Origin of the sequence: Nitrogeniibacter aestuarii (genome assembly GCF_017309585.1) — a bacterium.
GTDB lineage: Bacteria > Pseudomonadota > Gammaproteobacteria > Burkholderiales > Rhodocyclaceae > Nitrogeniibacter > Nitrogeniibacter aestuarii.
Map to the genome: position 1 here is coordinate 2,030,313 of NZ_CP071321.1, position 14,074 is coordinate 2,044,386.

General features: G+C 64.7%; 7 protein-coding genes and 3 tRNA genes. 4 read left to right on the forward strand and 6 right to left on the reverse strand.

All coding sequences use genetic code 11. The features are described from left to right. Positions 1-37: 37 nt before the first annotated feature. Complete coding sequence (gene pnp / locus J0W34_RS09370) at positions 38-2,143, forward strand: polyribonucleotide nucleotidyltransferase (RefSeq protein WP_230971482.1); 2,106 nt, start codon at positions 38-40, stop codon at positions 2,141-2,143. A gap of 91 nt (positions 2,144-2,234) precedes the next feature. Here the strand turns inward: pnp and dksA are convergent, their stop codons facing one another. Beyond that, positions 2,235-2,660 carry an RNA polymerase-binding protein DksA gene (dksA, locus tag J0W34_RS09375; protein WP_227814780.1) on the reverse strand — a complete coding sequence of 142 codons (426 nt, stop codon included), beginning with the start codon at positions 2,658-2,660 and terminating at the stop codon, positions 2,235-2,237. Between the two features lie 141 nt (positions 2,661-2,801). Between dksA and J0W34_RS09380 the strand changes: the two genes are divergently transcribed. From J0W34_RS09380 to J0W34_RS09390, 3 genes are all read left to right on the forward strand, one after another. Further along, a tRNA-Pro gene (locus J0W34_RS09380) sits at positions 2,802-2,878 on the forward strand. Between the two features lie 26 nt (positions 2,879-2,904). Next, positions 2,905-2,981 (forward strand) — tRNA-Arg (locus tag J0W34_RS09385). A 41-nt stretch (positions 2,982-3,022) separates the two neighbouring features. After that, positions 3,023-3,098 (forward strand) — tRNA-His (locus J0W34_RS09390). A gap of 61 nt (positions 3,099-3,159) precedes the next feature. On the opposite strand, the gene J0W34_RS09395 is transcribed toward J0W34_RS09390, so the two are convergent. The 5 genes from J0W34_RS09395 to J0W34_RS09415 all read right to left on the reverse strand — a co-directional run bounded on the left by J0W34_RS09395 (position 3,160) and on the right by J0W34_RS09415 (position 14,074). Further along, a complete protein-coding gene (locus J0W34_RS09395) occupies positions 3,160-3,759 on the reverse strand; it encodes a 2-hydroxychromene-2-carboxylate isomerase (protein ID WP_230971483.1) in 600 nt (199 codons plus the stop codon). A gap of 69 nt (positions 3,760-3,828) precedes the next feature. Next, positions 3,829-4,332 (reverse strand): hypothetical protein, encoded by a 504-nt coding sequence (locus tag J0W34_RS09400; RefSeq protein ID WP_230971484.1) that lies wholly within the window; start codon positions 4,330-4,332, stop codon positions 3,829-3,831. 11 nt (positions 4,333-4,343) lie between these two features. Further along, positions 4,344-7,502, reverse strand: a complete 3,159-nt coding sequence (locus J0W34_RS09405) for a DUF6519 domain-containing protein (protein ID WP_230971485.1) — start codon at positions 7,500-7,502, stop codon at positions 4,344-4,346. 12 nt (positions 7,503-7,514) lie between these two features. Next, positions 7,515-9,620, reverse strand: coding sequence for a hypothetical protein (locus J0W34_RS09410; RefSeq protein WP_230971486.1), 2,106 nt, complete (start codon positions 9,618-9,620; stop codon positions 7,515-7,517). Then, positions 9,617-14,074: a putative baseplate assembly protein gene (locus tag J0W34_RS09415; protein WP_230971487.1), complete on the reverse strand. Its 4,458-nt coding sequence runs from the start codon at positions 14,072-14,074 to the stop codon at positions 9,617-9,619. Before J0W34_RS09415 ends, J0W34_RS09410 begins: the two co-directional genes overlap by 4 nt.

Consider the following 14,074-nt stretch of genomic DNA (forward strand, 5'->3'; position numbering starts at 1 on the left):
GGTTTTGTGACCCGCCATAGATAGAAAGGATATTCCCTTGCCTACCGCATTTAAGAAGACATTCGCGTACGGTGCTCATACCGTGACGCTCGAGACGGGCGAAGTCGCTCGTCAAGCCAGTGGTGCCGTCATCGTCAATATGGACGATACCGTTGTGTTGGTGACCGTCGTGGCCGCCAAGGAAGCCCGTGCCGGCCAGGACTTTTTCCCGCTGACGGTCGACTACCAGGAAAAAACCTACTCTGCCGGCAAGATCCCCGGCGGTTTCTTCAAGCGTGAAGGTCGTCCCTCTGAAAAAGAGATCCTGACCTGCCGCCTGATTGATCGTCCGATCCGTCCGCTGTTCCCGGAAGGTTTCTACAACGAAGTCCAGGTCATCGCGACGGTGTTGTCCCTGAACCCGGAAATCGATCCGGACATTCCCGCCATGATCGGTGCCTCTGCCGCACTGGCCGTGGCCGGCGTTCCGTTTGATGGTCCGATCGGCGCGTGCCGCGTTGGTTACATCAATGGTGAGTACGTGCTCAACCCGACCTTGACCCAGCTCGAAGAGAGCCAGCTGAATCTGGTGGTTGCGGGTACCCAGTCTGCCGTGCTGATGGTCGAATCCGAAGCCCACGAACTGTCTGAAGACGTGATGCTCGGTTCCGTGGTGTTCGGTCACGAGCAGATGCAGGCTGCGATCGACGCCATCAATGATCTGGTCGAGCAGGCCGGCAAGCCGGCGTGGGATTGGCAAGCGCCGCCCGCCAACGATGCGCTCATCGCCCGTCTGAACGAAGCCGTTGCCGCCGATATCGAGGCCGCCTTCAACGTGACCAGCAAGCAGGAACGCACGGCAAAGCTGAGCGAGATCCGCAAGAAGGCCATCGAGCTGGTGTGTGATGGTGCCGAAGGCGCGCCTTCGGAAAACGAAGTCAAAGACCTGCTGCACGAGATGGAAGCTGCCGTGGTTCGCGGCCGCATCCTGAGCGGCGCGCCGCGTATCGACGGTCGTGACACCCGCACTGTCCGCCCGATCGAGATCCGCACTGGCGTGCTCCCGCGTACCCACGGTTCGGCCCTGTTCACCCGTGGTGAGACCCAGGCGCTGGTGGTGGCGACCCTCGGCACCGGCCGTGATGAGCAGATCATCGACGCGCTCGCCGGCGAGTACCGTGACCGTTTCCTGCTGCACTACAACTTTCCGCCGTTCTCCACCGGTGAAACCGGCCGTGTGGGTTCGCCTAAGCGTCGCGAGATCGGTCACGGCCGTCTGGCCAAGCGAGCGCTGGTCAACATGCTGCCCAACGCCGAGGATTTCGCCTACACCGTGCGTGTGGTGTCCGAAATCACCGAATCCAACGGCTCAAGCTCGATGGCTTCCGTCTGCGGCGGTTCGCTGGCCATGATGGATGCCGGTGTGCCGATGAAGAATCACGTCGCCGGTATCGCCATGGGCCTGATCAAGGATGGCAACCGTTTCGCCGTGCTGACCGACATCCTCGGTGATGAAGATCACCTGGGTGATATGGATTTCAAGGTGGCCGGTACCGACAGCGGTGTTACCGCGCTGCAGATGGACATCAAGATCCAGGGCATCACGAAGGAAATCATGCAGGTCGCGCTGGCCCAGGCCAAGGAAGGCCGCATGCACATTCTGGGTCTGATGAAGAGCGCGCTCGACTCCCATCGCGGTGAAGTCTCCGAATTCGCGCCGCGCATGATTCAGTTGAAGATCAATCCCGAGAAGATCCGCGACGTGATCGGCAAGGGTGGTGCAGTGATCCGTGCCCTGCAGGAAGAGACGGGTACCGTGATCGAAATCGAAGACGACGGTTCCGTGACCATCTCGTCCGTGTCCACAGAAGGTGCCAAGGCCGCTCAAGCCAAGATCGAAGAGATCACCGCTGAAGTGGAAGTGGGCAAGGTGTATCCGGGCAAGGTCGTCAAGATTCTCGACTTCGGTGCGATCGTGAACATCATGCCGGGCCGCGACGGTCTGCTGCATGTGTCCCAGATTGCCAAGGAGCGTGTCGAGAAAGTGACCGACTATGTGAACGAAGGTGACGAGTTCCCCGTCAAGGTGCTCGAGACCGACGACCGTGGTCGCATCAAGCTCAGCCGCAAGGCCCTGCTGACCGAGGAAAGCACCGAAGGCTGATCCCCGACCGGCAAGCAACAAAAAAGGCACCTACGGGTGCCTTTTTTGTTGCCCCGTGTCGGTCACACCGTGGCAGGGGCCTGCAGCCTGATTATTTGGCGACCTGACGCTCGCGCATTTCCTCAAGGGTCTTGCAGTCGATGCACAGGGTGGCGGTCGGGCGCGCCTCAAGGCGCTTGAGGCCGATCTCGACGCCGCAGCTGTCGCAGTAGCCATATTCGCCCGAGGAGATGCGGCCGAGGGCTTCATCGATCTTTTTGATCAGCTTGCGCTCGCGGTCGCGGTTGCGAAGTTCCAGTGCAATGTCGGACTCCTGGCTGGCGCGATCGTTGGGATCGGCGAAGTTGGTTGCCTCGTCCTGCATGGTATGCACCGTGCGCTCGATATCTTCCATCAGCTCGACTTTCACCGAGGAGAGGATCTCACGGAAGTGCTCGAGTTGTTTCTCGCTCATATACTCCTCGCCCTTGGCGGGCTCATACGGCGGAAACTGCTTGTGCAGAGTATCGTCAGGCATGCTTTGATTCCGATGAGGTGAAGGCGATTTAATAGCAGAAAGTGTCATAACCCGCAAGTCAATCGGGTTTTTGAAGGAAATTGTGCGGTACGAAAAACAGGTTTGACGCCCCCGGGACGGATGTGTATTATCTCGCCTTCTCGGGGTGTAGCGCAGTCCGGTAGCGCGCTTGCTTTGGGAGCAAGATGTCGGAGGTTCGAATCCTCTCACCCCGACCAGCTCACCCCGGATGCCCGCGCGGAATCTGCCCGTAGCTCAATTGGATAGAGCACCGGCCTTCTAAGCCGGGGGTTGCAGGTTCGATCCCTGCCGGGCAGGCCAAGATTGATGAACGGCGCAATGGCGCCGTTCCAAGAACGGCGGCGGCATTAGCTCAGTTGGTAGAGCATTGGATTGTGATTCCAAGGGTCACCGGTTCGAAACCGGTATGTCGCCCCAAAACAGAAAGCCTCGAAGCGAAATGCTTCGGGGCTTTTTTATTTTGTCAGGTGCAGCCGGTTCAGCTTGCCTGGCGGATCGCTTCCTCGAGAAAGTCGATTCGGTCCTGTCCCCAGAAAATGTGCTCCGCGACAATGAAAGTCGGTACGCCGAAGACCCCCGCGGCAATGGCTTCTTCGGTGTTCTTGTCCAGTGCTTTGTCGATGGCCTGAGCCCGGCTTTCATTGATCAGCAGGGAAGGCAGTCCCTCACTGGCCAGGATCTCCCCGATCACGGCTTCGTCGGACAGATCGTGATTCTGAACCCAGATGGCGGCACCAAAGGCTTCCGCCAGTTCGAGGCCGTCGTGCCCATCTTCCATTGCCGCGATGACCACACCTGCGGCCAGACGCTCGTCGACCGGAAAGTGGGCGGGTTCCAGATTGAGTGGAATGTTGAGTCGTCGGGCCCAGCGTCCAAGCTCCTGGAGACGGTAGGCCTGTCGCTGCGCCGAGCGTTTCGCCAATGGCAGACCGCCCGTGGCTTCCAGGAGAGGCCCCATGCGGACTGGTTTGAGCTTCAGTTCAGCGTTGTACCGATGGAGCAGATCGGGCAACTGCACGTTGGCCATGTAGCTCCATGGCGAGTTGAGGGCAAAGTAATAGTCGACAGATACGCTCATGCTGACCTCCGTTGGACAGACAGACTGATTCAGCTTAGCAGGGTAAGACGCGGTATGCGTGGGTCTGCCTTACTTCCGCGGTTTGCCTTCCAGACGCGCAATGGCCTGCCCGAGCGCGGCCTTGAGATCGGACTGGCGCGCTTCGAGGCCCTTGGTGCGAGCAGTCAGTGATTTCGACATCACCTCCACTTGCTTGCGGACGGTCGGCTCGGCGTCGAGAACGCGTTTGACCGGCGCTTTCTTGAGTTCGGCCTGCTGTGTCTTGACCGCCCCGAGTGCGTTGGTGACATGGCTGTCGATCCGATCGGCAAACGACGAGACGGCCTCGGCCAGGCTGTTGGCCAGCTGGACATCGGGGTTTTCAAGGTTTCGGGTGGTTTTCGGGCGGATGTCCTTCAAGGTGGGAATACGCAACACGGCGCCCGGTGCGACGGCTTTAAGATCCTTGAGTTGCGGATTGGCCCTGAGCAGTTCCGCCGTGGCCTTTTCACGCTGATTGGGTGTCAGTCGGGAATACATCTTGTCCGCAATGTCGGCGACCGATTTCTCGCCCCGGAAAGTGGCAATTGGCATGTTACTGCTCCTCAGATTCCGATGATGTTGGTCAGGCTCAGATCGTTCGGTACGGCCCCGGCGCCCGGTGTGGCGATCATGCCGGTGCTGGTGTTGCCCATGACAATGGCTTGCTTGCCGCCCGGGATGGCGTGCAGGGTGTGCTGGTCGCCCACGCCGAGCAGTAGGTTGTGATTGGCGGTCACGGTGCGGGCGGCGAGCAGGGCGACATTGGGTGTGGCGCCCGGGGAGTCTGTCTCGCAGGTGTTCTCCGAGAACTGGATGTTGAACAACCCGCGGCATTCGGCAACTCGCTCTGCAAGCTGCTCGCCCCTCAGTTGGTTGCCACGGATGCTCACATCGGGACGCCAGCCCGGCAGGGCGCGCAATCGCGAAGCGGTCAGCACATAGTGCGTTTCGGCGGCGACAAAGGCGGTGACCGAGCCAATGGCGGGGCTGGGTGCGCGGACGCCGGCGTGAATGCGGATCGCTTGCCAGTCCGTCGTGTTCAGTTGCTGTGCCTCGTCGCCTCGACGCTCCACCTCGTTGGACACGATGCTGATGCGGTCGAACGGGGGCAGGATGCGGATGCCGGTGACCTCGCCAGCGCTTCGTACCGGCCCGATGCCGAACAGGCGATTACCATCGATGGCGATCTTTTCGCAGCCGAGAATCCGGATGCCATCCACGGCGGGTGCGGCGGTGCTGTTCAATGCCACATAGCCGAGGGCATTGTCTGTGATGTCGCCACGTGTGATGTGCACCAGCTGAATGGCTGCGTAGGCCAGATCGTCGCCGGTGACTGTCTGGCCGACGCGCGAGCACTGATTGGCTGAAAAGACCAGATGGGCCGCCTCGGCTGCGTCGGCCATCAGCAGCGCACTGAGGCCAATATCGTCGATCTGGTTGTGGGTGATCATGGCCGTGCCGATGGGCGCATTCAGGCTGATGGCGTTGCCCTGCAGATGGCGGATGCGGTTGTCGCTGATGCGCAAGGCGTCAATGGCGACCGGATCGAGGCCTTCTTCGATAACGATGCCGTGTTGGCCGTTGTCGTCCCAGCCGCTGATCTCATTATCCGAAATGCTCAGGGCATCGACGCCAGCGATGATGCCGTCGCCGTTGGTGAAGATGCTGTTGCGCGTGACTGCCAGGGTCGAGCCGGGCAGCACGGCGCCGGTGGCGAGCAGGGCGCTCCGGTTGCCATTGAAGATGAGGTTGTCGTCGATGCGGGTATTGCCTGCATGCAGGCTGGCGCCGGCCAGATGCACGGCATGCTGGCTGCAGAAGAACAGGTTGCGTTCGGCGCGCAGTTCGCCGGTGAGCGCGTAATTGGCGCCTTCCCGCGCAAGGGCCGAAATGCCGCGCTCGGCCACGATGGCGCAGTCGCTGATGCGCGCGCCCAGCACATTGCCGGTCAGGGCGATTCCCACGCTGGTGCCGTCTCCGACGGCAAAGCCCAACACATTGATGTGCTCGGCGCGAAAATCGATGCTGTCGCGTACGGCGATCATGGCCGTCGTGTCGGCGTTGCCCCCCGAGCCCATGAGGGTGAGGTTCTCAAGCGCGATGCCGCTGGTGTCATCGATGTCGATCAGACCCCCGGTTTGTCCGCCCTGAAGGATGGTGCCCCAGCCCTGACCACGCACGCGCAGTGAGCGGCCGTCATGGATGTTGATCGGCGCACTGATGGCATAGCTCCCGATGCCGAGGCACACCGTACCGCCGGTATCCTTGATGCTGTCGATGGCCTGCTGGAGGGTGTGGGTGCCGCTGTTGTGGTCTTCGGCGCTGACGCACACGGTGCAGTCGCAGCCACCGCCGTCGCTGATGGGCGGCCACAGCGTGCGACAGTCGGTTTCGTCCTCGGGCAGGTCGACAACGGCCAGCCGCGCATAGTGGTGATGGATGCCCAGTGGCGGTGCGCTGTCGAGCTCTTCGATGTCCCCGGTGCTGCTGCGCGCCACGAAGACCCAGTAATCACCGCTTCTGAATTCGCCGCCCGCCGGGTCGAGGTCGAACTCGACGACGATGCCGTGTTCCAGAAAGAGCTGTGTGCCGGCGGGCGGGATATCGATGTCGCCCACGGCACCGAGCGCATTGAGGTCGGTAAATACGCTGCCGTCGGCCGCATGCACTTCGCCGCCCTGATCCCACCGGGTGATGCGCGTATTGCGCAGCGGGTCGGTCTCGTCATCGCCGCCGGTGGGGAAGAGGCCATTGGTGAGGGCCGGCTCGAAACGCAAGGTCCGCGCATTGATATCCACGAGCGTCACGCGTCGCAACTCGCCGGGAAGCCCATGCAGCTCGCGCCAGTCATCGGTGATCTCGATCCAGTCGCCGTCATTGAAACCCAGGGTCTCGTCCCGGCCGGTGCTCTCGACCGTGATCGTCGTTCGGGCCGAGTCGATGTGCGTCACGCGCGTGCTGACGCTGGCGTTATCGCGCGACCACTTGAAGGTGGCCGTGCCCAGGGGGCCGCCGGTGTGGACCTGCACCCGGTAGGTCTGGTTTTCAAGGCCGCGGTAGCCTGCTGAGGGCGCGATCCGGCACGGATCCGGCTCGAAATCCGGCACGGCCGTCCCGGTGCTCAGACGCCCGGCGGAGGGGGCCGTCAGCGCAGCCCAGCCGGGGATGTCCTCGTCCGGGGTGGCGCAATTGATGTCGCCCACGTTTTCGAGCAGCTTGACCTGCCACACCGTCTGCAGCCGCCCCGTGGTGTCGATGCCCACGGCGGGTTCGATCAGGTCCGGCGCTTCCACGGCGGTGACGGCGCGCTGCCACACGTCGAGATAGACCAGATGCCGTCCGCTCTGCGGCAGCTCGGGTGGATTGGGGAGATAGGGCTGGGCCGCGTAGTCGACCGCTTCGGTGCCCTGCAGCCCGGCCAGGCGGGGCTCCCAGGCCAGTGGCGCAGCACCGTGGTTTTCGGCCAGCAGGCCATCCACGTACATGCGACCGACACCGATGCTCAGCGCGCCGCCGCTGGCGTCGATATGGAACGCGTCGGGTGTCGTCCGTGGCACGACGCTGCCATTGAAGGTGTCGAGGGTACCGGCCTGGATGCGACGCGCCAGTTGGGACACCCATTCGTTCCAGTCCGCGTCAAGCTGGACCCGGCCCTGCTGCATGACGACCCCGAGAAAGTCCCGGCGGGCGTCAAAGCGGATACGGCTCAGATCGAAACTCATGTGAGGACTCCCTTAAGATTCGTGAAAGAGGCCGGCACGCAGACCGACGCGGAGATATTCCGCCAGGCGAATGCCCAGATTGGTCTCGCGCTGCGGGCCGTAAAGGTGATGAAAAGCGCCCATTTCGCTCTCGTCGTCAGCACCCATGCGGATCGACGCCGGGGTGTTGCCGGTCAGCTGGCAATACGGCGGTGTGCCGAAGGCGGTTGAGGTGAAGCGGGGGCGAACGTCGGGGTCGGCGGCCGTGGGTTGGCACTGATGACGCGCCGGCACGATCGAGGCCAGCGGCAACCATGAAAAGCGCACGCAGCCGACCTGTTTGCGCTCGGTGCGCACGGGAGCGGCGTCCGGGCTCGTTTCCGGTGCCGCGGCAAAGAGGATGCTGTTGGACACGAGCTCGAACCGAGTGGCGTGGATGCGCCCGATCACGGTGCTGCCGATGGCGGAGAACATGCCACCGGGCGCCTCGTCTGCCGGCGCGCAGTACGCCATGGATTGGCTGCTGTTGGCATCGACGATGCTGTCGGTGAGCCGCACGCTGGCGTGCTCGTGCGCCCGGATGGCGCCGACGATGGAGGCCGAAATCTCCACCGCCACGCCGGGCGCCAGCACCTCCAGACTCGCTTCGTCCGGATGCAGCGCCGTGCCATCGGTGTCCAGTGCCCGTCCGGGCACCAGCGTGCAGTGTTGCAGCTCGAGTTTGGTCAGCAGCCGGCCCGCCGGCACGCTCAGCGGGCTGTCGATGATGAGCAGGCCATTGAGGCGGCAACTGCTGTTCTCGTCGCCGCCAATGGTCAGCGCGTCCGGCGCCAGAATGGGACGGTAGCCGTTGCGTGCGCGGATCTCCAGGCTGGCGTTGGCGGCAAGCTGAATGTCCAGAGGGCCGGTGTAGCGGCTGTTGTCCCTGATTTCGATGAGGGTGTCGCCGTCGATCAGCGCAATCGCCGAGGGCAGGTCGGTCACGTCGCCGTCGATCGGGTCGCTGGCATTGACGCGAATGACCGTGACGTCCTCCGACACGGCCGGCAGGCTTTCGCCACGCTCGTATTCACCGCCGCCGATGTCGGCACTGAAGCCCTCATGCCAGGTCACCCGCACCTCGGCCGGATCGTCGGCATTGTCGGGCAGGGCGATGCGGCCCGATACCGGGTCGATGGCATAGCTGTCGTCGGGCGGGGGGACATGCGCCCAGGCGCCGCCGTGTTCGCCAAGATGGCAGACATGGATGGCATGGCGTTCGATCTCGACGCCATCCACCCACAGGCGGATGGCCGGTGACGGGTTGTCGACAGGCGCGTCCGCCTGGGCGCGAATGCCCACATGCCGGTCCTTGTGCTCGGCGAGCCGGCGACGGCTCAGGGGCATGGGCACGTTGTCGGGCTCGGCCAGATGGGCGATGTCGGTTTCCGCCACCGGGTGATTGAACAGCGCGGTGTCGTGCCCCAGGGGGCTGAAGCGGTACAGCCGCGGTGCCTCGCGCGTGGCGGGCGCAAACCGCCGCGGATAACCCCGGAGGCGCCACAGGTGGAGGCCGACGTTGGGAATGTTGTGGCGGCCACGGCGGCTCTCGATGTGGCGCACGTCGATATTGCGGCTGACAGGCTCGAACGCGGTGCCGATCCATTCGAGCGCGGCGCCCTTGCGCAGGTCGGGGCTTTGCAGGTTGCCCGGCCTGACGTGGTTCATGTACTGGTGGGTACACAGGCGCTGGAAATATTCCACCGCCCGGGCGTCCCAGTGGGTGACGTCGCGCGCCAGCTGCTCCAGCACAAGCGCGGTGCCCTTGCGGCGGCGCAGGGCGATTTCATGGGCCACCTCGGCACGCGCATTGGCCATGTCGGCGCGGCTGCCGTCGGCCTCGGCCCGGGTGTTGAGCAGGGGCTGATACCCGATGAGATCGCCGATATAGGGAATGACCCAGGGGGCGCAGGTTTCGATGAACAGGTCGTCGTAGCACTGCGCCAGGCTCTCTTCGGCGATATCGAGCTGTTCGGAGAGCACGGCCATCAGCTCTTCAAGTGGCCCGCGCTCGAGTCCCTGCGTCTGGGCCAGCTGTGCGTCGCGGATGCGGTGGATGGCCGGGAGCAGCTCGAACAGCTCGCGTGCGTTGTCTTTCATTGCATCACCTCCACCACAATGCCGTCGTCCGCAGGTGTGAGCAGCTCGGCCGCCAGCGGCAAACCGTCGAGGGTGGCCACGGGCAACTGGGCGAAGAGACGTGCGTTGGCCTTGGCCGGCTGTCCGGTGCTGTGCAGGGTGACCACATGCACCGCCACGACACCGCTGACGCCTTGTGCTACCGCGGCGACCTCGTCGATGGACACGGTCTGTCCGAACTCGCGACGGGCGAAGGCGAAATGGGTACTCAGAGTCTCGGTCACCGAGTCGAGCACGCTTTGCTGTTCGAAAGCCGCGTCGACCAGCACGGCCACCCGGGTCTGAAAGCGCGCGTCGCGATAGTCGGCCAACCGGATCGGCATGAGCGGGTCGCCATAGGTCCCCAGCGCGTCGAGCAGGCTGCCATAGGTGGCACTGGTGCTCGGCACGCTGGCCCCTTCGATGCCCGCCACCGTGACGAACACGCCCCGCGCCGGGCCCGATGGAATCCACAGGGCGTGCGCCTTGTCGATGCCGGCGAAGGCGCGGGCGAAGTTGGTGTAGTCGACGATCGACACGGCACGGTCGAGGGTCAGCACGGTCAGTGGCGCGTTGTCGCGGGCCTGATCGAGGGTCTCGGGGTCTTCGCCGCCGGTGGCCGGGCTCGGGTTGACCACGTCGCTGACACCCGGTGGGCGGCTGAGCAGGGTGGTCAGCTTGCCGTCACCGACATTGCCGGCCACGCCGATACCTTTGCGGTAGCTGGCGCGCACGTTGCTGCTGCCGCCAGGCAGTCGGGCGCCCTCGATGCCATCGCCAAAACGGATGGTGGTCACGCCGCCGTCGTCCTGGGCCGTTTCGAACCGGTGGGCCTTGGCGTCGGCGTTGTAGAGGGTGTCCGCTTCTTCCCAGAGGATGTCGTTGACGCGCACTTCGAGCGTCGAGGCGCGCCCGCTCGGGGTGGCTGCGCTGACGTAGGTCAGCGGCGCCTGGTTGAGCATGAAGCGCTGGTTCGCCTGGGCGCCGTCGCCATCGCCCAGCAGCGCCTCCACACGCTCACCATGGGTGGCGGGTGCCACGTTGGCATTGACCGCGGTGCCAAGACGCACATACACGTGGGTGGTGGCCTCGGTCAGAGACAAGGTGGTGCGATCGCGGTCGTGCTCGACGCTGTCGACCGGCTCGCCGACAAAGACGATCTCGCGGACGAGCTCGTCATCCTTGCGGGCCGGGTCGAGCGCGATGTCGGCGGCGCGCAGGCTCACGGTGCCGATCGAGCCATCGCGGTCGAGCACCCGCAGGCGCAGGCGGATCGAGGTACTGCCGAGAAACGCGGCAAAGGTGTCGGGCGCGAGCGTGATCGGCGTGTAGAACGTAATTGCGGTTGGGGACGGAGTCTTGAGTCTGAAACGGTTCAGGGACATGCCCAGAGCCCTGGTCTTGAACTGCTTGCTCAGGGACGGCGACACGGCGAAATAGCTGAGTGTGAGCGTGGCGGGCACGAGCCGTACCGGCGCGGCCATGAGTTGCAGGCTGTCGCCTTCGGCCAGCGGACGTTCGTCGCCATCGTCGGGCTGGAACAGGATGTCCTTGTCCGTCGCCACGATGCGGATGCGCTGCCGGGTGCCGCTGAGGGCCAGCGGTTGTCCCGGCGACAGATCCGTCTCCCGGCGCTCCAGCGCCAGGGTCTGGCCATACACGGGGGCCGCCACCGGTGTGGCGGCCAGTGGCAATTCTTCGCTCTGGACGTGGACCGCCAGGGTGCGCGGGGCGTGTTCGAATTCAGCCGGCAGCCGGCCATCGGGCAGCTCACCGCTGAGTGTCAGGCGGGTGGTCTGGCCTGACAGCAGGTACTCGGCACGGCTGGCCACGCCTGCTTGCGTGATGCGGTACAACTCGACCGAGTGCGGTACGGATAGCAAGGCCCAGCCCTGGGTGACGACCTTGTCATCCACCGGCGTGATATCGATGGTGTCGGGCTGCCGAACGAGCGCGCCCCTCGGACCGTTGAGCGTGGTGAAACTGCCCACCAGGGCTTTTTCGACACCGGCGGCGATCTGCAGGTAGGCCGTTTGTGTGGCCTGCCGCGGCGCCGACAGCAGTTGATCCATGTCGGCCACGATGTCCTGCAGGGGTTGGGCCAGCAGATCGACCGGGGCGAGCATCTCGGCGGGCAAGGCCGCTTCGATGGCGGAAATGGTCTGACCGGCCACGGCGGGCAGATCCGGCACGGGCGCCTCGCCGCCGGCCCGGCGCACGCCCAGCGCGGCAAAGTGCAAGGCGATGGCGGCGGCCTGTTCAGGGGTTTGAATCGCGAGGGGTCCCGGCAGTTGTCGGGCAATGCTCATGGCGGCGGTGACCAGCGCAGCCACTTCGGCGCTGGCCGCCGCGCTCAGCGTGGCTGCGCCAGCGTCGGCGGCGTGTTCCCGCAGGCGCTGCGCATGGTCGCCCAGCATGTTGAGCGCGGCGGTGGGGTTGAGCAGGCCGGCGGCCTGACTCACCGCGCTGTGGGCATCCTGGGCAAATCCGCTGACCTGGCCACCCAGGGCGTTGAAAACGGCACTCACCGAGCCTGCCATGCGCTCGTGCAGCCGAATGATCTCCTGCGGAATGGCGGCACCATTGGCGAACTGGTTGGATGCCCAGCTTTCAAGATTGGTCAGTGTGCCGCCGAAATCGCCGCTGGCCAGGCGAGAGGCGAGTTCGGACAGATCCAGCTCGCCCATGCCATCCTTGAGGTTGTCGATGACGGCAGTGACCACGTCGCCGGGCAGGTCGGACGGCAATTGCGGGCTCAGCTCGCCGATCTTCTCCTGTACCCGATTCAGGGTCTGCTTGGCAGCCAGCAGTTGCGGGGACACCGCATTGAGCACGGCGTCGAGCGCCAGCCCGAAGGCGTCCGCCCATTCGGCCGGATTGGTGAAGTCGATCTGGTCGAGCCATTCATCCGTGGATTCAACCACGTCGCCGACCGCATTCACGCCAGCCTGCCAGGCCTCGCTCAGGTCGGGCGGGATGCTGGCAGGCATCTGCACCGACAGGGCGTTGGCCAGTGTGTCGAGCACGGCGCGGCAGACGGCCTCGACATCGGTGACCCCCTGCTGGGCGAAGGACTCGATCTGGTTGGGCAGGGAGAGCACATGCTGTCGAACGGTCTGGATCGCGTTGCCGAACACCGATTGTTCGAGCACGAAGTTGGCGGAGTTGAACAGCCCGGAAAATGCCTGTGCCTGGGTTTGCATCAGTTGCATGGCCCGCTCGGCCACGTCGTTGGCGGCCAGTCCGGCGATTTCGGTCATGCCTTCGGCCATCTGGCGGCTCATGCCCAGGGCGCTGTCGGCAATCTGCGAGCCTGCGCTGAGGACGCCGATGCCGGAGGTGGCGGCGCGATGCATGGCGCTCACGGCCGTGGTATGCGCCGCACTGGTGGCCGCGGCCATGACCGCTTCGATGGTGGCCGGTGCGTGTTGCGTGATGCTGCCACCGGTGCTGCGTCGCTCCGGGTATTCAGGGGCCAGGGCGCTGAAATCGGGCCACTCGGCGGCATCGAAGGCGGCCTGTGCATCACTGGGCTGACCGATGCCCAGATAGCCGAGCTTGGCCTCTTCGCCCAGCACCTTCCAGTCCGGCGCGTTGGCACCGAACACGTTGGTGCGCTTGCGGAAGGTGTAGATACGCACCGCCTGTTCCGCCGGCAGGACGAAGGGTTTGGTGTGGCCCAGGCCCACCTGCCAGTCCACCCGGGTGAGCTGGCGGGTCTGATCGACGGTGATGCGCTGAATCGTGCGCACATCCCAGCGCTCGGCCTGCGGGTCCTTGTTCTGCTCCGCGCCGACGATGAGGAGGGTGTCGCCCACCGAAAGCCCCGTGTCCGTTCCCCGCAGCCACAGGCTGCGATCGCCGAAGGCCGGCTTGAGAGCGCGAGTCTGTTGCACCGGGATGGCGTTCCACTCGGCGCGTGCCGGGACCGCTTCGACGGTCTCGAAGGTCTGTGCCGTTTCATCCTGGCCCGGCACGCTCTGCACCCGGGTGCCCACCGGGATGGTGATCGGGTCGAGGGCGACGCCCGGTACGCTGGTGAGCGTGAAGGCCAGGTGGGTGCTGGCGGCGACACCCGGGGCCGGGCGGTAGCCGATGAGCCGGGCCATGTCGACCACCGACCGGCGCTCGGTGGCGGTGCGCAGGAAATGTTCCTGCGCATAGCGCTCGGTGTAGAAGCTCAGGCCGTCGAGCATGCTGGCCATGGCGTCGGCGATGGCGAGGGTGAAGTCGCTGCCGTCGCGCGTGCCCAGCGCGGCCAGCGCCGGGTAGTCGGTGCTCGACAGGCGCGCCTTCATGCTCTCGAGAAATTCGCCATGGCGACCCACGCGATAGCGGATCTCGCTCAGCCCGGGCGGATTGCTCACCCGTGCCGGCGTGCTGGCGTCGGTGCCGGCGCAGCATTGGCAATCTTGCGTGTCCTCGGGGCGGGTCAT